Origin of the sequence: Plantibacter sp. CFBP 8804 (assembly GCF_014841225.1) — a bacterium.
GTDB lineage: Bacteria > Actinomycetota > Actinomycetes > Actinomycetales > Microbacteriaceae > Plantibacter > Plantibacter auratus.
Map to the genome: position 1 here is coordinate 49,813 of NZ_JACYTU010000006.1, position 18,287 is coordinate 68,099.

Consider the following 18,287-nt stretch of genomic DNA (forward strand, 5'->3'; position numbering starts at 1 on the left):
AGAAAAGCGTACCACTCCAGTTCGCCGTTGGCCTCCTTGGGCTACCCGAGGGACGGGTTGATGTCCTTGACGATCGACTCCAGGATGCGCGCGTTGAACTCGACGCCGAGCTGGTTCGGGACGGTGACGAGGACGGTGTCGGCGGCCTGCACGGCGGCGTCGGCCGCGAGCTCTGCGGCGATGACGTCGGGCTCGCCGATGAAACTGCGGCCGAAGCGCGCGAGTCCGCCGTCGAGGTGTCCGACCTGATCCTTCGAGTCTGCCTGGGCGCGCAGTCCGAAGTAGCGGCGCGTCTCATCATCGATGCGGCAGGATGCTGCGGCTCACGGAGACCCGCGGCTGCCACTCGTGGCCGGCCTCGGACCAGGCGTCGCGGAACATCTGGATCTGCTCCGCCTGCAGTTCGTCGAACGGCACCCCGGTGTCCTCGGTGAGGAGCGTCGACGACATGAGGTTCATGCCCTGCTCCGCAGTCCACACCGCCGTGGACCGCGAGCCGGCGCCCCACCAGATGCGCTCGCCGAGCTCCGGCGACTGCGGCTGGATCGCGAGCAGGCCGTTGGTCCCCGTCATCTGCGGGTTGGCGCGAGCTACGCCCGCACCGGCGATGGCGGCACGGAACACCTCGGTGTGCGAGCGGGCGATGTCCGCGTCGGTCTCATCGTCGCCCGGCACGTAACCGAACGACTCCGACCCGCGGAGGGCTGTCTCGGGTGATCCCCGGCTCACGCCGAGCTGCAGTCGGCCGTCGCTGATGAGGTCGGTGGCCGCCGCCTCCTCGGCCATGTAGAGCGGGTTCTCGTACCGCATGTCGATGACACCGGTGCCGAGTTCGATCGTCGAGGTCTTCGCCGCCATCGCCGCCAGGAGCGGGAACGGTGACGCGAGCTGCCGGGCGAAGTGGTGCACGCGCACGTACGCGCCGTCGACGCCGACCTCCTCCGCCGCGACCGCGAGGTCGATGCTCTGCAGCAGTGCGTCACGCCCGGTGCGCACGCTGGAGCCCGGAACGTCTTGCCAGTGTCCGAAGGACAGGAACCCGATCTTCTTCACTGTTGATTCAACCGGCCCCAGTTCCCCCCTATTCCGCCCGCGAACTGTCGCTTGCGGCTAGTGCGAGGCCTGCACACTAGCCGGAAGTGACAGTTCGCGAGCAACGGTGTGGAGGCCGGAGCGGACGGGGAACGGCGGGTGGCCGGGGAGGTCGATCATCGCCGTCGTCCCCGTGGGCACCTCGACCTCGACGTGCAGCGTGCCGTCGACGATCCGCCAGGCGACCGAGGCCCGCCCGTAGGGCGTCAGGTGCACGGCCGAGGCGTGGGTGAGCCCGCCGCCGGGTCGGGGCCGGAACAGGATCGAGCGGTAGCCGGGTGCGGCTGGAGCGATACCGGCGACGACCCGGTGCAGCCAGTCGGCCACCGCTCCGAGCGCGTAGTGGTTGAACGAGGTCATCTGCCCCGGGTTCACGGTCCCGTCGGGCAGCATGCTGTCCCAGCGTTCCCAGATCGTGGTCGCGCCCTGTCCCACCGCGTACAGCCAGGACGGGCACTCGTCCTCGAGCAGCAGGTCGTAGGCGCGGTCGAGATGGCCCGACGTCGTCAGCGCGTCGCTGACGATCGGCGTCCCGACGAAGCCCGTCGCGATGCGATTGCCGGCGGCGGCGACGAGGGCGCTCAACCGCTCGCCGGCGCGGTCGACGGCCGCCGGGTCCGGCAGGAGCTCGAACGCGATCGCGAGCGAGTACGCGGTCTGCGCATCACTCGTCATCAGCCCGTCCTCGCCGACGTACTCCGCGAGGAACGCCCTGCGGGTCGCCTCAGCGAGCTCGGCGTAGTGCTCAGCGTCGTCCACTCGGCCGAGCACGGCGGCGGTCTTCGCGAGGTGCGCCGTGGACCAGGCCGAGTAGGCGGTGGCGACGAGGTGGCGGTCGGTGAGCGACTCCGCCGGGCGATCCGGTGGTGCGGCCGGGTCGAGCCAGTCGCCCAGCTGGAACCCCTCGTTCCACAGGTGGTCGGGACCGGAGAGCCGGTGGACGAGGTCGACCCACCGCTTCGCGCTGTCGTACTGGACCGCGAGGACGCCGATGTCGCCGAAGCGCTCGTAGAGCACCCACGGGGTGAGGACGGCGACGTCGCCCCACACGGCGCCGGGTCGGTTCGGCGTCCACTGGCCGTCGTCGGGGATGAACGGGACGTACCAGGGCACGGTGCCGTCCTCGTGCTGCTCGACCGCGACGTCCTGCAACCAGGAGCCGAGCATGCCCGACACGTCGTACAGGAACGAGGCGGTGCGCGCGAAGACCTGCAGGTCGCCGGTCCAACCGACGCGCTCGTCCCGCTGCGGGCAGTCGGTGGGGAGGTCGACGAAGTTCCCACGCATGCTCCAGAGCACGTTCTCGTGCAGGCGGTTCACCCGCTCGTCGGAGCTCTCGAACCAACCCGTTCGCTCGAGGTCGGAGTGGTAGACCCGCGCGACGATGTCACCGTTCGCGACCGCCTCGTCGAGATCGCCCGGCCATCCGGTGATCTCCGCGTACCGGAAGCCGTGGATCGTGAACCGCGGCTCCCACTCCTCCGCGGCACCGCCGTCCGCCGGAGCCGGGCGGCCGGCGAGGGTGTAGCTGTCGGTCGCCTTCGCCTCACGGAGTGGACGGGTGTAGATCTCGCCCTCCTGCATGACCTCCGCGGTCCGGAACACGACCGTCTCGCCCGCCGGACCGGTGACCCGGATGCGCAGTCGACCGACGAGGTTCTGGCCGAGGTCGAGGATGCGCCTGCCGCTCGGGCTCGTGAGGACCGCGATCGGCGCGACCTCCTGCGTCGCGCGCACCGGGGGGCCCTGCGGCGCGACGAAGGTGGCGGGGTCGCGTGTGCCGATCCGTACGCCTGTCCAACCGCTGTCGTCGAAGCCGGGCTCCGACCATCCGGGGTGCTCCTCGCGGGCGTCGTAGTGCTCACCGTCGTAGTTTCCGGAGCTGATGATGGGGCCGAACGAGGCGCGCCAGTGCTCGTCGGTCACGATGGTCTCGACGCGACCGTCCTCATAGCGGAGTTCGAGCTGGGCGATGAGCGACAGGTCCGAGCCGAACAGGTTGCGGAAGCCACCGCGCCACCCCAGGCGGCCCCGGTACCAGCCGTCGCCCATCCAGGAGCCGATGGCGTTGTCGCCTGGCTGCAGGAGGTCGGTGACATCGTGCGTCGCCGTGCGCAGCCGGCTCGCGTAGCTGGTCCAGCCCGGCGCGAGCGCCTCGTCCCCGACGCGACGACCGTTGATCTCCGCCTCGTAGACGCCGTGCGCCGTGAGGTACAACCGCGCCGAGACGAGGTCGGCACCGACGGTGAAGTCCCGCCGCAGCAAGGGTGGCCGACGTGTGTCGCTCTCCGGCTCCTCATCCCAGTCGGCTGCTACCGGCACCGCGACCCAGTCGCCCGGTGCGAGCAGGCCGGCCTCGACCGTCGACGACGGGCTCCAGTCGGCCGCCTCGATCGCCTGACCAGGGCCGCTGTCGGTGCCCCACACCCGTACGCGCACCGATGCCACCTCACGCGAGCGCAGTGGAGCGGCGGGCCAGGCGACGAGGACGGATTCACCGGTGGCGACCCGGCCCGTGGTCGTGACCCGTCCGTCGCGGGTGATCTCGATCTCGGCGGCGTGCTGCTCCCAGCCGGCGGGTGCGAGGTTCGTCCAGCTCAGCCTCGGGGTGGCGTCGCCGATCCCTCGGGCCTCGCGGAGGTGCTCGAATCTGGGGGCGCTCGTGGTCACCATCGTGGCTGCTGGTCCTTTCGTCAGGCAGGGCGCGTCGCAGCTCGCTCGGCGATCAACTCTGACACGTTTCAAAACCCGATGCTACAGCGTTGGTATGCAAGAAAGCGAGGATGGTGCGACACTTCTTGACACGTTTCAAAACCTGGACCAGGATGGAGGCGCTGGCGGGGTCGAAGCGGATCCGTCAGGTGGGGCGCGCCGATACGCGGCCGGCCCGCGCTCACGACGACGACGATGGAGAGCGACGATGACAGCACCCGAAGCACCAGCCAGACCGACCGTCGCCCTCGTCGGCACCCTCGATACCAAGGGTGCCGAGTACCGATGGGTCGCCGAGCGTCTCGGCGAACTGGGCGCGGACGTCGTGGTCGTCGACGCCGGAACGCGCGAGCCCCACGGGTACGACGCTGCCGTGGACCACCCGAACCACGAGGTGGCGGCCACTGCCGGGACCGATCTCGAGACGCTCCTCGCCGCGGAGGACCGTGGCGCCGCCGTGAGTGCGATGGCCGAGGGTGCCGCGACCGTGATCGGCCGGCTGCACGCCTCCGGGCGGGTCGACGCCGTCCTCGCCCTCGGCGGCAGCGGCGGGTCGGCCATCGCCGCCCGGGTCTTCCGCGAACTGCCGATCGGGGCCCCGAAGCTCCTCGTGTCGACGATGGCGTCCGGGGACGTCGCGCCGTACGTCGGCGCGAACGACGTGACGCTCATCTACAGCGTGGTCGACATCGCGGGGATCAACCAGATCTCCCGTGCCGTCCTCGGGAACGCGGTGGCGGCCATCGCCGGCATGGCGGCGGCTGCGCAGGCGCGCGGTCCGGCCTCGTCCGCCGAACGGACGGACCGCCCGCTCGTCGGGGCGTCGATGTTCGGGGTCACGACGCCCGCGGTCGACGTGGCTCGCGAGCGCCTCGACGAACTCGGCTACGAGGTCCTCGTCTTCCACGCCACCGGCTCGGGTGGGCAGGCGCTGGAGTCACTCGCCCGCAGCGGCATGCTCGCGGGGGTCCTCGACCTCACCACCACCGAACTCGCCGACGACCTCGTCGGCGGCGTGCTGACGGCGGGCCCCGACCGACTCACCGCGGCCGGCGCGGCAGGCGTCCCGCAGCTCGTCAGCCTCGGTGCGCTCGACATGGTGAACTTCGGCCCTCGCGACACCGTGCCGGAGCGGTTCTCCGATCGCGACTTCTTCGTCCACAACGCGACGGTGACGCTCATGCGCACCACGGTCGACGAGAACCGCGAACTGGGCGAGCGGATCGGGGCGAAGCTCGCAGGAGCCGAGGCCCCCACCGTCCTGCTGATCCCGCGCGGCGGTGTCTCGGCGCTCGACGCCGAGGGCTTGCCCTTCCGCGACCCGGCGGCCGACGCGGCGCTCGTCGATGCGGTGCTCGCGGGCGTGGCGGGCAGTGCGGTCACCGTCGTCGACCGTCCGGAACACCTCAACGATCCGGTGTTCGCGAGGATCGCAGCCGACACCCTGCACGCCCTGATCGAGCGGAACAGCAGCGGCCAGCACAGCACAACGGAAGAGGACTGACCATGGACAGGACCATCGCACTTGAACGTCTCCGTGCCACCGTCGCGCGCGGTGAGGCCGTCATCGGCGCCGGGGCGGGCACCGGCATCTCGGCGAAGTCCGCGGAGGCGGGCGGTGTCGACCTCATCATCATCTACAACTCCGGCCGGTATCGGATGGCCGGTCGCGGCTCACTGTCGGGGCTGCTCGCCTACGGGGACGCCAACCAGGTCGTCGTGGAGATGAGCCGGGAGGTGCTGCCGATCGTCCGCGACACCCCGGTGCTCGCCGGCGTGAACGGGACGGACCCGTTCCGGATCATGGAGCGCTTCCTCGATGAACTCAAGACGATGGGGTTCACCGGCGTGCAGAACTTCCCGACCGTCGGGCTCTTCGACGGCGTCTTCCGCCAGAACCTCGAGGAGACGGGCATGGGCTACGACCTCGAGGTCGACATGATCCGCCTCGCCACCGAGCGCGACCTCCTCACGGCGCCGTACGTCTTCGACGTCCAGTCGACGGTCGCGATGACCGAGGCGGGTGCCGACGTCCTCGTCCCGCACATGGGCCTCACGACCGCCGGCACGATCGGCGCGACCACGGCGCTCTCGCTGGAGGAGTCGGCGCACCGGGTACAGGAGATGCGGGACGCGGCCGTCGCGATCAACCCCGACGTCATCGTTCTGTGCCACGGCGGTCCGATCGCCGAGCCCGAGGACGCCGCCTACATCCTCGCCAACACGACGGGTGTCTCCGGGTTCTTCGGCGCATCATCCGTCGAGCGTCTCCCGACCGAGCGCGCCATCAAGCGCCAGATCGAGGACTTCAAAGCGATCCAGACCCGCTGACCGCCCGCACCGCCCACCGCACGACCACTCGATGAGGAGCCTCACATGACCGAACACGCCATCACCCCTGCCACCGCCGGCCGTCGCCCCGACGAGGTCCCCACCCGGGTTTTCGACTGGGGCACCATCAAGTGGCTCGTCACCCCGCATCTCGACGAGGGCGCCGGGCTCACGGTCGGCGAGGTCATCGTCTACCCCGGGCAGGGCCACGCACCCCACCAGCACCCGGGCGAGGAGGAGGTCATCACGGTGATCTCCGGTGAGGGGGTCCAGACGGTCGGCGACGGTCCGGCGTTCCCGATCCGCGAGGGCGACGCCGTGTACATCCCGAAGGACACCGTGCACTCCACCTACAACACGACGTGGCGCCCGCTGCGGCTGTCGGTCGTGTACACGCCGGGTGGCGCGGAGACGGGGCTCGACGGCCTGCCCGACGCGCGCATCCTCGACGCCGGAACGGCCCCGAGCTGGAAGCAGGACCGCTGATGCCGGTGATCGAACCGGGCTCCTGGGTGCATCCGGGTTCGAAGCCGGACTGGAGCGAGATCGGCACGATCGGGCGCTTCGCGGTGTCGGTCGACGGTGGACGGTTCGACCGGCACCACCACGACGACCACGAGATCTGGTTCATCACCGAGGGCAAGGGGAAGGTGCTCGTCGACGGTGGTGAGCGCTACGTGCAGTCGGGCGACATCGTGCTGACGCAGGCCGGCGACACCCACGACATCGTCGAAGTGTACGAGACGATCCGCGGCTTCTTCACGGAGACGGGACTCCCGGCCGGTGGGCGCGTCGGCCATCTGCATGCGAACGACGAGGACGCCGCCGGGCACGTGGTGACCGCGCTCCCGCTGCCTGCTGACTTCCCGGCCCGAGCCTAGGATCATCCGTATGCGCATCGCCGTCACCGGGAGTTCGGGCAAGCTCGGTTCCGCCACCGTCGAACGACTGCGGCGGGACGGCCACGACGTGCACGGGCTCGACGTCGCGGGCGCGGCCGGGCCTGAGTTCACCCGGGTGGACCTGGCCGACTACGGGCAGACGATCGACAGCCTGCTCGGGGTGACGGCGAGGTTCGCAGCTGTCGACGCCGTGGTGCACCTGGCTGCGATCCCGGTGAACGGGCTCGTGCCGGATGCGGCGACGTTCCACAACAACCTGACCGTGTCGTTCAACGTGCTGCACGCGGCGCTGCGGGCGGGGATCCGGACGATCGTGACGGCGTCGAGCATCACGGCCATGGGATTCCCGTTCGAGGAGGCGCCCGAGTTCCTGCCGATCGACGAGACCGTCAGTCGCGCGAACAACACCTACGCGCTCGGGAAGGTCGCCGAGGAGGCGATGGCCGCACAGTTGGTGCGGTGGGCCGACGGGACGTCGATCACCGCGTTGCGGTTCACGAACGTCGTGGCGCCGGGGGAGTACGGCACGTTCGCGCGGGCGTCGGAGCCCGGGTACCGGCGCGACCTCCTGTTCAGCTATGTCGACGCCCGTGACGGTGCGCAGGCGGTCGCGCTGGCGCTGGCCCGAGCGGAGCCCGGCTTCGAGGTCTACGACGTGTGCGCCTCCGACAACGGGACGACCGTGCCGTCGGCGGAGCTCGCGGCGACGCACTTCCCCGGTGTCCCGCTGCGGGCGGGGCTCGGCGAGTTCGAGACGCTCATGTCCATCGACAAGGCCCGCGCACGGCTCGGCTTCGAGCCCGAGTACTCCTGGCGGGACGAGTTCGAGCGCGAGCAGTCGACGCGGGGCTGACCGGCCGCCTCGAATTCGGTGCGGGTAGGGTGAGCGAGCGGCGGTCCGGGGGTGGACCGCCGCGTTGGGGGAAGTATGACCGGGTCATCGACCGAGCCGCCGACGGAAGAAACCGCGCCGGGTGCGGTCGTGCCCTTGGCTGATGGGTTCTTCCACGAGCGGGAGTATCCGAGGACTCCGTTCAGGCAGGCTGCTCGCCGGTTCGCAACCACGCTCGCGATGCTCGTGGCCGGTGTCGCCGCGGTGATCGCGGTGATCGGGTTCGGTATCGGATCATTCCAGGGCACCTACCCGACTCTCGACGGGCAGGTCAAGACGTGCGGTTACGCCTCCGTCGAGTCCGAATGCCAGGTCGAGTTGCGATCGTCGGTCGAGACGGTGTTCGGCGTCGACCTCGATGACGACGTACTCGTCAGTGAGTTGCGGAGATCAGGCATCCTGTCCATCACCTATACCGCCAGGCTCGAGTTCACCTCCTCCGCCGAGGTGCCGACGGCCGCGACCGCCGTGACGGCCTCCGCGGGCTTGATGGGCAAGCTCGAGCAGGATGGAGCGATCGCTGTGAACCCGATCCGCTTCGGGAAGGGACAGGCTGCGCGTGGCGACATGGCGGACGGTACCGTTGTCGTCTACCTCAGGACAATCGTCTGAACACCGCACGGCGTTCGTTCGATCATCCGGTCTCGGCGAAGGCCGGTCTTGTTTCGTGTTGACGTCCGTCAGGTGTCGTCCAATGGAGTGTGCCGCCAGGGCGATGCTCGACCTCCCACCCGGGTAGGTGTTTGAGTCGATGGTGATGACGGCAGAGGGTGGCCAGATTGTCGATACTCGTGGTGCCACCGTGCTCCCACGCCGTGGTGTGGTCGAGGTCGCAGTTGCGCGCCTGCCGGCCGCATCCCGGTGCCCGACACGTGACGTCGCGCAGGCGCACCGCGCGCTGGAGATCGGCCGGCACCCGGTACTGCTCGCGGCCGACGGAGAGGACGGCGCCGCTCTCTGGTTGGGTGAGCACTCTCGTCATGGACGGGGCTGCGACCGCGAGCCGGGCGGCGGTTTCGGGGTCGATCGGCCCGTAGCCGTCGAGGGTGCTCGGTTCATCGGTGACGCCGAGTAGCGAGAGGACGGGCACGCCGAGCTGGACGGAAGGGCGGATGTGCGCCTCGACGTCGACGGGGCACTCGATGAGCGCGGACTGCTGAGCCGACCTGGCGGCCCAGTCGCTCGGGGCACCCGTACCCCCGAGCCAGACCACTTCCCCGCCCGACTCCGGGTCTGCGGGGATCGGCTCACCGTCGGTGCTGACGGTGCCTGCCACGGCGAGCGAGGCCAACGCGTCGGCGCGAAGCTGCGCGAGCGTGCGGTCGTCGCCCGCGGCGCGAGCCGGCACGGCAACACCGTCGAGCCGCGACATGATCGCGTACGCGATGGGTGCGGTCGTCATGAGGTTCAGCCAGGCCATGCCGTCTGCGGCGGGCTCGATCGTCACTCGGCGGTCGGCTCGAGAACGGCGCGCTCGCACCGTGATCGACTCGGGGTGCAACCGTTCGCGCAGCACCCGGGCGCGTCGCTTGAGGAGCGCCGGCGTGGTCCGCTCGGCGACCGGGAGCACCTGCTGGAGGAACCTCTCGCGCCCGCCGGCCGGGACGTCGCGCAGCTGGTCGGTCACGGCCCTGGCATGTCCGGCGCTGATCGTGCCGCGTTCCAGCGCTTCGAGCACCGACGGCGCCTGGTGGACGAGGGTCTCCGCCTCACCCATGCGGTGTTGCAGCGTCGGCTCGGACATACGCGTCGCCATGGCGAGCGATGCGCAGATCGAACGCCGTGCGAGGTCGCGTCCCTCCGACTCGGACATGCGCGACGACATCACTGCGGAGGTGGTCGCGTCAGCGTACGCCACTGCCTCCGCGAGGAGTCGGGCTTCCTCGGCGTCGAGCGCGGCTCGTCGCCGGGCGAGCTCCGCGAAGCGGTCCGAGAACGAGGCGAGGCGCGCTGCGAACACATCGCTCGGGTACTCGCGGCGCTCGGTGGTGATCATGCCTCCAGTCCATCATGGACCACTGACATTCGAGATGGTCAGTACGAGTTTCCGTGACCGTGGACCGGGGCCGCGTTCGCGGGAGGGTCGCCGACCTCCTTCACCGTGTGGCCGCTGCAGCCCGCCGACGTCACGCTGGCGCGCTCGATGCGCGCCACGGTGAACCACCGCATCGCGTCGCGCATCCGACACCATCCGACGAGATACCACTGACCGTTCGTCGAGGCGAACAGGACGGGCTCGACGTCGCGCGTGGTCGTGCTCCCGGCCCGCGCGGTGTAGCGGATGCGGACGACCCGTTGCTCGGCCATCGCCGCTTCGAGCGCCGATCGGACGACGCGGGAAGCGGTCGGGGGCGCGTCGACCCAGATCCGACCGGCCAGTGCGTCGGCTCGTGCCCGGGTCCTGGGGTCGAGGACGTCCAGGATCTTCTGCACTCCGGCGGCCGCCAGGTCCGCGTACGGGGCGTCGGGTGCCGCGGACACCGCCGACATGAGCGCCACCGCCTGTACCGGGGACAGGCTGACCGGTGGCAGTGTCGCCCCGAGGGCCAAGCCGTATCCGCCACCTGGTCCGGGGCGTGACCAGATGGGCGCGCCGCTGCGCTCGAGCGCCTGCAGGTCTCGCTTGACCGTGCGCACCGAAACGCCGAAGTCCCTCGCCAACCGCTCGGCGGAGGTTCCTCGTGATCCGCTCCGACGCAGTGTCTCGGACAGGGCGTGCAGTCGCTCGGCTCGTTTCATCGGTCGACGGTTTCGAGATTCATGACAGAAATAGTGACACACACCTGCCCGGAGCGCGCTTCAGGCTGGAGTCATGAACATACAGAACGACACCCCGACCATCATCCTCATCGCCGGTCACTGGCTGGGCGCCTGGGCCTGGGACGACGTCCTCGGGCATCTGGACGCCGACCGCTCGCGCGCCGTCGCGATCACCCTGCCCGGCCTCGACGAAGCCGATCCCGAACGGTCCAGCAGGACCCTCGACGACCAAGTCGCCGCGATCACGGAGGTCCTCGCCCGGCGGGACGTCTCCGCGGACGACCCGGCCGTCGTCGTCGCGCACAGTGGCGCCAACGCTCCCGTCAGCCTGCTCCTCGACCGGCATCCGGAGCTCATCCGCCGGGTGGTCTGGGTGGACTCCGGGCCCCTGGCGTCCGGAACGGCCTTCGCGTCGGACCTCCCGGACGACGTGGACGAGCTTCCGCTCCCGGCGTTCGACGTCCTCTCGCAGCAGGCGAGCCTCGACGGCTTGAGCGCCGAGGTCCTCGACCGGTTCCGCGCCCGGGCGGTCCCCGAGCCGGGGCCCGTCCTCCGACAGGCCGTCGAGCTGACCAACGACGCCCGCGCCGCTGTTCCGACCACCCTGGTGTGCTGCTCGATCCCCAGCGCGCAGGTGCTGGACCTGGCCCGAGGCGGACACCCCATGTTCGCCGAGGTCGCCACGCTCGAGATCGTCGAGGCCGTCGACCTTCCGACGGGTCACTGGCCGATGTGGAGCCGTGCCGGCGAGCTCGCGGAGGTGATCCGCTCAGCGGCGCTCACCCCGCGACCGAACGGTCGAGACCGATCTGACGCTGGAACCCGCCGCGTCGCCTAGCGGACGCCCGCCTCGGCTTCGGCCAATGCCCGCACCTCGGCGACCTCGCGGATCTCGTCGGCCCCGATGTTCGCCCCGAAGAGCTCGTGTCCGGGTTCGAGGACGACGCCCGCGCGCAACGGTCCGATCTCGACGGGGTCGAACCCGAGGGCGTCGACCACGGCCGAGGCGGCTGCCCGGTCCGCGGGGGCGTCGCCGGCGATCGCGATACCCTTGCGGCCCGGCGTGCCGGCCGGACGCGGCTCCCCGTCGAGGTCGTGGTACCCCATGTGGTTGAACGCCTTCACGACGCGTGACTCCGGCAGGAACGCGGCGACCAGCTCGCTCGTCGAGGTCTCCGGGGCGCTGAGGTCGTCGCGATGTCCGTCGACCTCCCACCAGTAGTTCATGGCGTCGATGACGAGCTTGCCGCGCAGCTCGTCGACGGGCACCGACCGGTGCTTGCCGAGGGGCAGCGCGAGGATGACGAGGTCGGCCTGGGCCGCTGCCTCGGCGGCGGTCGTGGCGACGGCACCCGGAGCGAGGACGTCGATCGTCAGGGCGATCCGGGCGGCGTCGCGCGATCCGCTGATGAGCACCCGGTATCCGGCGGCGACCGCGAGTCGTGCCAGGACCGTGCCGACCTTGCCGGCGCCGAGGATGCCGATGGTGATGCCCTGCGACGGAGTCGGCTCGTCGGCGGATCGGTCGGTTCCGGAAGCGGTGTCGGACATGGGTCTCCTTCGTGGACGGTGCGGCCGCACGCGGTCGCCTGGGTCAACCGGGGGTCGTCCGTCGCTATTCCGACACCGATCGCGCGGGCCGCGCAACCCCTCCTGCCCGATCGCCCACTCGACGTACCGTTGCCGCATGACTGACGCAGAACAGACCGATGCAACGACCCCTGACGCCACGACCTCCGGAGCACCCGAGACGATCGGCGCCACCGAGGAGACCCTCGGAGCCCGGGGCGACGACAGCTCGACGAGCGCGAGCAAGGACCCCGAGGACTGGGTCACCGGCGACGAGCCGATGACCGGCCCGCAACGCAGCTACCTCGACACCCTGGCGCGCGAGGCCGGCGAGGAGCTCCCCGCCGACCTGACGAAGGCGCAGGCCTCCGAGCACATCGACCGGCTGCAGAACGCCACCGGTCGCGGTCAGTCCGGATCCTGAGCGCCGCCGCCACCGTGACCGATCCCAGGACGGCACAGCTCCATCACGAGGTGGTCGTCATCGGTGGCGGCAACGCCGGTCTCTCCGTCGCCGGGAGGCTCCGGCGATACGGCGTGGATGACGTCGCGGTCATCGAACCGCGGGAGCACCACCGGTACCAGCCGATGTTCTCGCACGTCGCCGGAGGGACCGCGTCCGCGTCGGTCGCCACGAGGCCACAGCACGCCGTGACGCCGAAGGGCGTGACCTGGATCCAGGATCGGGTCCGGTCCATCGACCCGGTCGCGAAGACGGTGACGCTCGAATCCGGCACCGCCGTCGAGTACGACCAGCTCATCGTCGCTCCGGGCATCCAGCAGGACTGGGACGCCGTGCCCGGACTCACCGAGGCGATGGCGTCGCCGGTGGGGATCTCCAACTACACGTTCGAGTACGCGCAGAAGGCCTCGCGGGTGCTCCGGTCGGTCCGCTCCGGTACCGTCGTGTTCACGCAGCCCGCCGGCCCCGCGAGCTGCTCGGGTGCCGCACAGAAGCCGATGTACCTCGCGTGCGACTACTGGCGGCAGACGGGCGTCCTCGACGACATCCGTGTGGTGCTGGTCGTGCCCACACCCACGATGTTCGGCATGCCGATGATCGACGCCGAACTCGACCGAAAGGTCGCCGAGTACGGCATCGAGGTACGGTTCTCGCGCGAGCTCGTCGCGGTGGATCCGGAGCGGAGCGTGGTGACCATCGCGCAGACCGACCCGCAGGACGGGCCGGATCGCGGGCAGGACGGCGTGACGGGCGGACTCCGGGAGAAGATCCCCTACGACGTCCTCCACGCCGTGCCGCCGCAGTCCGCGCCCGACTGGCTCGCGGCCACGGCGCTCGCCGACCCGGGAAATCCGGGTGGGTTCGTCGAGGTCGACTCGCTGACCCTGCGGCATCCGCGCTTCCCCGACGTCTGGGCGCTCGGAGACGCCGCCGCGGTGATGAGTTCGAAGTCCGGCGGAGCTCTCCGGCAACAGACGAAGACCCTCGCGAAGAACCTCGTCGCCGTGCGGTCCGGTCAGGAGCCGAGCACGGTCTACAACGGCTACTCGGTGTGCCCGTTCACGGTCTCCCGCGGGACGGTGGTGTTCGCCGAGTTCGACGACCGCTACCGCCCGAAGCCCTCGATCCCGTTCTGGAACGGACTCGCGAAGGAGCGTCGATTCACGTTCATCGCCGACCGCTACGTCCTGCCCTGGGTGTACTGGAACCTCATTCTGCAGGGTCGGGCGTGAGCGTCCGCAGCCGCACACCGAAGGTCGTCTCCGCCACCGGCACGCGGTAGCGCTCGGGCAGGGCCGGGCCGCACGACGAGCTGCCGAGGCCCTGCTGGGCGTGGTCGAGGTTGAGCCACACGCGGCCGGAGTCTCGGAGGTCCTGCGGGTGGCGGGCCTCCTCGAGCGCTTCGCTCGTCCATCGTCGGGCGGTGAAGTCGAAGCCGGTGTCCTGCAGCTGCTCGGCTCGCAGGGTCGGCAGGCCGTCGCCGGTGAGTTCCACCCAACGCGTCCCGACGTGGTTGCCGTTCTCCTCGGGCACCGGATAGTCGGTCTGGAGCCCGTCGACACTGCTCGTGAAGCGACCGACGCGCGCCGCGGCGAGGCTGTCGACGTACGACTCGCCGGGGCCCCGACCGAACCACGTCGCATCCGTGTAGCTGCCCGGTAGTCCGAGTCGGAGGCCCAGGCGCGGCAGCGTCAGCACGTGATCGCCGATGGGGGTGTGCTCCCAGATCCCCTCGGGGACGACGGTGACCGACAGGTCCAAGGCGCCGCCCACGTCGCTCCAGTCGAACGTCCAGCGCAGGCCGAGCCCGTGCGCGGCCGGGGCGCTGCGGCCGGAGACCCGCAGGCCGCCGCTCACCCCATCGTCGATCCGCTCGACGGCGTCGGTCCGGTGGAGGAAGCGGTCGAGCCCCGTGAGCTTCCAACTGGCTGCGGCCGTGTTCCGCGGCCCCTGGCCCCGATCGTTCTCGGTGGGTGCGCGCATGATGTCGAGGACGGGGCCGTCGAACTCCAGGTCGCCGAGCGCGACGAGCCGACCGGTGCGGGCGTCGAATGAGCCTGCGCCGAGGGTGATGCGGTGGCCCGGCGTGCGGTCGGCGTGAGCGAGGGGTCTGCGCGCGGCGGCCGGCACGGGAACGGTGACGCCCGTCGGATCCGCCGGTCGGTCGGCGGCGATCCGCGCCTGCCCGAACGCGACCTCGTGTCCCGCGGTCGCCCAGGGTTCGTCCGCGGCGAGGACGGCGCGCACGGTGAGCCAACGCTCGACGGGTGCGCCGGAGACCAGATCCACGTCGACGGTGGTCGGTGCGACGAGCGCCTCGGTCGGCAGATCGACGGTCGTCTCGCTCCGGGCACCCACCCCAGGCATCTCCAGTTCACCGGACGCGACCGCGACACCGTCGTCCTCGACCTGCCACCGCAGTGCCAAGTGGCCGAGCGTGCGCACGTCGTGCTTGTTCCGTACCGTCAGCGTGCCCCCGGTCTCGCGTCCACAACTCCTGCAGGTCGCACGTGCAGCGGTGTCCGGCTCTCGCCAGTCCGGGTCGGAATTCGGGTTCGGCGGGCATGAGCAGGAGTTGTGCACGTCGAGCAGGAGCTCGACCGGACTGATCGCGGCGTGCAGCTCGGCGAGGCCGGGGGAGGGCGTGCGGTCGGCGAAGACGAGTCCGTCGAGGCAGTAGCGTCCGCCGTTCGGTCGGAAGGCGACATCGCCGCCGTGCATGATGAACGCGTTCCCGGCGGCGTCGGTGCTGCGGAAGCCGTGGTCGATCCACTCCCAGACGAAGCCGCCGCAGAACCGGTCGGAGGACTCGAGGATCCGCTGGTAGTCGACGAGCGACCCCGGTCCGTTGCCCATCGCGTGCGCGTACTCGCAGAGCAGGAACGGGAGCCTCCGCCGACGCACGTCGTCCGGCGAACCTGCCACCACGCCCGCGGGGGTCGGTTCCTCGCGACGCCCGATGGCCTCGAGCAGCTCCTGGTCGGGGTACATGAGGCTCGAGAAGTCCGAGTTCCGATACGACGGATCGCGCTCGTACATGATCGGCCGGGACGGGTCGCGCTCGCGGATCCACTGCTCCAGCACGTCGAAGTTCTCGCCGACCCAGCTCTCGTTCGCCATCGACCAGACGACGATCGACGGGTGGTTCTTGTCGCGCTCGACCATCCGCTGGACACGGTCGATCATCGCTTCGCGCCAGACCGGCTCCGTCGGCGGATTGCCGGCCCAGTCGGTGTAGATGAAGCCGTGGGTCTCGAGGTCGCACTCCTCGACCACCCACAGCCCCAGCTCGTCGCAGAGGCGGAGGAAGTCGGGGTGGGGCGGGTAGTGGCTCGTGCGCACAGCGTTGAGGTTGTGCTGCTTCATGAGCAGGATGTCCTGCCGCATGGTGGCCACGTCGAGTGCACGGCCGCGATCCTGGTCGTGCTCGTGCCGGTTGACCCCGCGGAACAGCACCGGGACGCCGTTCACGAGGAAGCGGCCGTCCTCGATGGCGACGGTGCGGAAGCCGATGCGGAGCTCGACGGTCTCGCCGGCCACCGGCGTCTCGTCGGTCGGCCGCGGCCTGAGGTTCGTGGTGTAGAGGCGCGGTACCTCGGCGCTCCAGGGCTCGACCGGCAGAGCGGTCGCGGTGCCGGTGGGGAGGTCGCGGATGCCGAGCTCGGGGACGTCGACGAGGCCGGGGACGTCGGTGTCGACACGCAGGACGCCGATGCCGTCGCGGTGGTCGTAGCTCGCGCGGACCTGGACGTCGTCGATCGCGCCGGCCGGGCGTTCCAGGAGGTCGACGTCGCGGAAGATCCCGGGCAACCACCACATGTCCTGGTCCTCCAGGTACGTGCCGCTCGACCACCGGTGCACCCGCACGGCGAGGACGTTCTCACCGGCGACGAGGTGCTCGCCGACGTCGTACTCCACCGGGAGCCGGCTGCCTTTGCTGTGGCCGAGGAGCACGCCGTTCAGCCACACGGTCCCGCAGGAGTCGACACCCTGGAAGCGCAGCACCGTGTCCGTGCGACGCCAGCCGACCGGCAGGACGAACGTACGGCGGTAGTCGCCCGTCGGGTTCTCCTCGGGCACGCGAGGCGGGTCGATCGGGATCGGGAACGCGGTGTTCGTGTACAGCGGCTGCCCGTGGCCCTCGAGGACCCAGTGGGCAGGCACCCGGATGCGGTCCCAGGAGGCGTCGTCGAGCGAGGGATCGCCGACGGTGTCGCCCGTCCCATCGGCCGTCGGCGAGAGGGTGAACGCCCAGTCGCCGTTGAGGGACAGCCGACGCGCGTCGCTCAGTTCGTCGGCCCGGGGTCGCCGCCGGCCGGTCCCCGGGATCGGGTCTTCGACCCACGACGCTGCGAGCCCTGCTGAGTCGTTCATCGTCGTGCAACCTTCATCGTCGTGCAACCTTCATTGCCTGTTGTGCCTTTCTCAGGAGGTCCTCGGCGCGCCGGCCCGGCCAGCGGCCGCCACACCGAGGGACTCCTGAGAAAGGGACAGGGGAAGAGAACGGGGAGTTGGTGGATTGGTGGGTGGATGTATGGATGGAGGCGAAGGGGGCTCAGTCGGTGATGGTGCTCGGCGGTGTGCCGAGGGCGTCGAGGTCCGACCAGAAGTCGTCGGGGATGAGGCTCGTGCGCAGCGCCTCGACCTGTTCCAGCCGCTCCGGACGGTTCATCCCGACGACGGTGGAGTCGACGAGTTCCGATCGCGTCGAGAACGCGAGGGCGGCAGCTGCGAGCGGGATGCCGTGTCGGGCGGCCAGTTCGTCGGCGCGGTCGACCCAGGCGAGCAGCTCAGGCGACCCGGCCTGGTACGCGTACGTGGCCGGCTTGCCGTCGCGGCCACGACGCCCGGCGAGGAGCCCGCCCCCGAACGGCGCCGCATTGAAGACGCCCATCCCCCGCGACCGCGCCTCCTCCAGCAAGCCGGTCGCCGAGCGGTCGACGAGCGTGAACCGGTTGTGGGTGAGGAGCACGTCGAAGACGCCGGTGCGCACGTAGGGCAGCATCACGCTGATGGCACCCGCCGCGATCCCGATCGCATCGACCAGGCCTTGCTCCTTGAGCGCCAGCATGCCCTCGATCGCACCGCCCGGTGCCGACGCATCCTCGAACGACACCGAGTACGGGTCGTGCAGGTGGAACACCGGGATGCGCTCGACGCCGAGCCGCTCGAGACTCTCCTCGAAGGAGCGCAGCACCCGGTCGCGGTCGAACACCGCCGTCGACGGATCCTGGTCGGCCTTCGTCACCACCCCGCGCCCCTCGGGCAGACCGCCCTGCCGGATGGCATCACCGATGGCCGTCTCGCTGCGCCCGTCCGAGTACGCGTTCGAGGTGTCGACGAGCAGGTTCGGCCCGCGGAGGGCGACCGACGCGAAGGCCGTGGAGCCGGCGGCCGGTGAGCCGTCGGCGCTCGCCGGGGTGCCGAGGCCGGAGGTGCCGACCGTGACCGGGCTCGCGAGGAGTCCGGTCGAGCCGAGCAGGCGGAGGTCGTCTGGTGTCGCCGCCGCTGGAGCCGTCTGGGCGGCGGAGGGCGTGTGGGTCGTGTCGTCGTTGATCATGTCGTC

15 protein-coding genes and 1 pseudogene are annotated in these 18,287 nt (G+C 70.6%); 9 read left to right on the forward strand and 7 right to left on the reverse strand.

What is annotated here, in order from left to right:
- Positions 1-41 precede the first annotated feature (41 nt).
- Both IFU11_RS12420 and IFU11_RS12425 read right to left on the reverse strand, forming a co-directional pair.
- Positions 42-1,053, reverse strand: a pseudogene (locus tag IFU11_RS12420) (LLM class flavin-dependent oxidoreductase).
- 57 nt (positions 1,054-1,110) lie between these two features.
- Positions 1,111-3,765, reverse strand: coding sequence for a glycoside hydrolase family 78 protein (locus IFU11_RS12425; RefSeq protein ID WP_192019123.1), 2,655 nt, complete (start codon positions 3,763-3,765; stop codon positions 1,111-1,113).
- A 247-nt stretch (positions 3,766-4,012) separates the two neighbouring features.
- Here IFU11_RS12425 and IFU11_RS12430 point away from each other — a divergent pair, with 247 nt between their 5' ends.
- The 6 genes from IFU11_RS12430 (at position 4,013) to IFU11_RS12455 (ending at position 8,541) form a co-directional block, all read left to right on the forward strand.
- A complete protein-coding gene (locus tag IFU11_RS12430; RefSeq protein ID WP_191941994.1) occupies positions 4,013-5,308 on the forward strand; it encodes a Tm-1-like ATP-binding domain-containing protein in 1,296 nt (431 codons plus the stop codon).
- 2 nt (positions 5,309-5,310) lie between these two features.
- Positions 5,311-6,135, forward strand: coding sequence for a phosphoenolpyruvate hydrolase family protein (locus tag IFU11_RS12435; RefSeq protein ID WP_191941993.1), 825 nt, complete (start codon positions 5,311-5,313; stop codon positions 6,133-6,135).
- A 45-nt stretch (positions 6,136-6,180) separates the two neighbouring features.
- Positions 6,181-6,621 (forward strand): cupin domain-containing protein, encoded by a 441-nt coding sequence (locus tag IFU11_RS12440; protein WP_138945501.1) that lies wholly within the window; start codon positions 6,181-6,183, stop codon positions 6,619-6,621.
- Positions 6,621-7,016, forward strand: a complete 396-nt coding sequence (locus tag IFU11_RS12445) for an AraC family ligand binding domain-containing protein (protein ID WP_138945500.1) — start codon at positions 6,621-6,623, stop codon at positions 7,014-7,016. The genes IFU11_RS12440 and IFU11_RS12445 overlap by 1 nt, the downstream gene beginning before the upstream one ends.
- Before the next feature lie 10 nt (positions 7,017-7,026).
- On the forward strand, positions 7,027-7,890 hold the full coding sequence (locus IFU11_RS12450; protein ID WP_192019124.1) for an NAD-dependent epimerase/dehydratase family protein: 864 nt from the start codon (positions 7,027-7,029) through the stop codon (positions 7,888-7,890).
- 75 nt (positions 7,891-7,965) lie between these two features.
- Positions 7,966-8,541: a hypothetical protein gene (locus IFU11_RS12455; RefSeq protein WP_192019125.1), complete on the forward strand. Its 576-nt coding sequence runs from the start codon at positions 7,966-7,968 to the stop codon at positions 8,539-8,541.
- Between the two features lie 22 nt (positions 8,542-8,563).
- Here IFU11_RS12455 and IFU11_RS20280 read toward each other — a convergent pair whose 3' ends face one another.
- Positions 8,564-9,925 carry an HNH endonuclease signature motif containing protein gene (locus tag IFU11_RS20280; protein ID WP_244631790.1) on the reverse strand — a complete coding sequence of 454 codons (1,362 nt, stop codon included), beginning with the start codon at positions 9,923-9,925 and terminating at the stop codon, positions 8,564-8,566.
- A gap of 38 nt (positions 9,926-9,963) precedes the next feature.
- Entirely contained in the window at positions 9,964-10,668 is a 705-nt protein-coding gene (locus IFU11_RS12465) for a helix-turn-helix transcriptional regulator (protein ID WP_192019126.1), read from the reverse strand.
- A 73-nt stretch (positions 10,669-10,741) separates the two neighbouring features.
- Between IFU11_RS12465 and IFU11_RS12470 the strand changes: the two genes are divergently transcribed.
- Complete coding sequence (locus IFU11_RS12470; RefSeq protein ID WP_192019127.1) at positions 10,742-11,527, forward strand: alpha/beta fold hydrolase; 786 nt, start codon at positions 10,742-10,744, stop codon at positions 11,525-11,527.
- Here the strand turns inward: IFU11_RS12470 and IFU11_RS12475 are convergent.
- The gene (locus IFU11_RS12475; protein ID WP_192019128.1) at positions 11,524-12,240 is read right to left on the reverse strand and encodes an NADPH-dependent F420 reductase; all 717 of its coding nucleotides are present in this window, start codon (positions 12,238-12,240) and stop codon (positions 11,524-11,526) included. The two genes, IFU11_RS12470 and IFU11_RS12475, sit on opposite strands and share 4 nt — an antisense overlap.
- A gap of 136 nt (positions 12,241-12,376) precedes the next feature.
- Here IFU11_RS12475 and IFU11_RS12480 point away from each other — a divergent pair, with 136 nt between their 5' ends.
- Complete coding sequence (locus IFU11_RS12480; protein WP_079706423.1) at positions 12,377-12,682, forward strand: DUF3072 domain-containing protein; 306 nt, start codon at positions 12,377-12,379, stop codon at positions 12,680-12,682.
- Positions 12,683-12,696: 14 nt separating this feature from the next.
- Complete coding sequence (locus IFU11_RS12485; RefSeq protein WP_192019129.1) at positions 12,697-13,953, forward strand: NAD(P)/FAD-dependent oxidoreductase; 1,257 nt, start codon at positions 12,697-12,699, stop codon at positions 13,951-13,953.
- Here IFU11_RS12485 and IFU11_RS12490 read toward each other — a convergent pair.
- On the reverse strand, positions 13,931-17,095 hold the full coding sequence (locus tag IFU11_RS12490; RefSeq protein WP_192019130.1) for a glycoside hydrolase family 2 TIM barrel-domain containing protein: 3,165 nt from the start codon (positions 17,093-17,095) through the stop codon (positions 13,931-13,933). The two genes, IFU11_RS12485 and IFU11_RS12490, sit on opposite strands and share 23 nt — an antisense overlap.
- 181 nt (positions 17,096-17,276) lie before the next feature.
- On the reverse strand, positions 17,277-18,281 hold the full coding sequence (locus IFU11_RS12495; protein ID WP_192019131.1) for an aldo/keto reductase: 1,005 nt from the start codon (positions 18,279-18,281) through the stop codon (positions 17,277-17,279).
- Positions 18,282-18,287 lie beyond the last annotated feature (6 nt).

Excerpts from the sequence above, each read along its gene's own strand:
- IFU11_RS20280 (WP_244631790.1), bottom strand. The coding sequence starts at position 9,925 with ATGATCACCACCGAGCGCCGCGAGTACCCGAGCGATGTGTTCGCAGCG.
- IFU11_RS12440 (WP_138945501.1), top strand. The coding sequence starts at position 6,181 with ATGACCGAACACGCCATCACCCCTGCCACCGCCGGCCGTCGCCCCGAC.
- IFU11_RS12490 (WP_192019130.1), bottom strand. The coding sequence starts at position 17,095 with ATGAACGACTCAGCAGGGCTCGCAGCGTCGTGGGTCGAAGACCCGATC.
- IFU11_RS12480 (WP_079706423.1), top strand. The coding sequence starts at position 12,377 with ATGACTGACGCAGAACAGACCGATGCAACGACCCCTGACGCCACGACC.
- IFU11_RS12470 (WP_192019127.1), top strand. The coding sequence starts at position 10,742 with ATGAACATACAGAACGACACCCCGACCATCATCCTCATCGCCGGTCAC.
- IFU11_RS12450 (WP_192019124.1), top strand. The coding sequence starts at position 7,027 with ATGCGCATCGCCGTCACCGGGAGTTCGGGCAAGCTCGGTTCCGCCACC.
- IFU11_RS12495 (WP_192019131.1), bottom strand. The coding sequence starts at position 18,281 with ATGATCAACGACGACACGACCCACACGCCCTCCGCCGCCCAGACGGCT.
- IFU11_RS12435 (WP_191941993.1), top strand. The coding sequence starts at position 5,311 with ATGGACAGGACCATCGCACTTGAACGTCTCCGTGCCACCGTCGCGCGC.
- IFU11_RS12430 (WP_191941994.1), top strand. The coding sequence starts at position 4,013 with ATGACAGCACCCGAAGCACCAGCCAGACCGACCGTCGCCCTCGTCGGC.
- IFU11_RS12475 (WP_192019128.1), bottom strand. The coding sequence starts at position 12,240 with ATGTCCGACACCGCTTCCGGAACCGACCGATCCGCCGACGAGCCGACT.
- IFU11_RS12445 (WP_138945500.1), top strand. The coding sequence starts at position 6,621 with ATGCCGGTGATCGAACCGGGCTCCTGGGTGCATCCGGGTTCGAAGCCG.
- IFU11_RS12425 (WP_192019123.1), bottom strand. The coding sequence starts at position 3,765 with ATGGTGACCACGAGCGCCCCCAGATTCGAGCACCTCCGCGAGGCCCGA.
- IFU11_RS12465 (WP_192019126.1), bottom strand. The coding sequence starts at position 10,668 with ATGAAACGAGCCGAGCGACTGCACGCCCTGTCCGAGACACTGCGTCGG.
- IFU11_RS12455 (WP_192019125.1), top strand. The coding sequence starts at position 7,966 with ATGACCGGGTCATCGACCGAGCCGCCGACGGAAGAAACCGCGCCGGGT.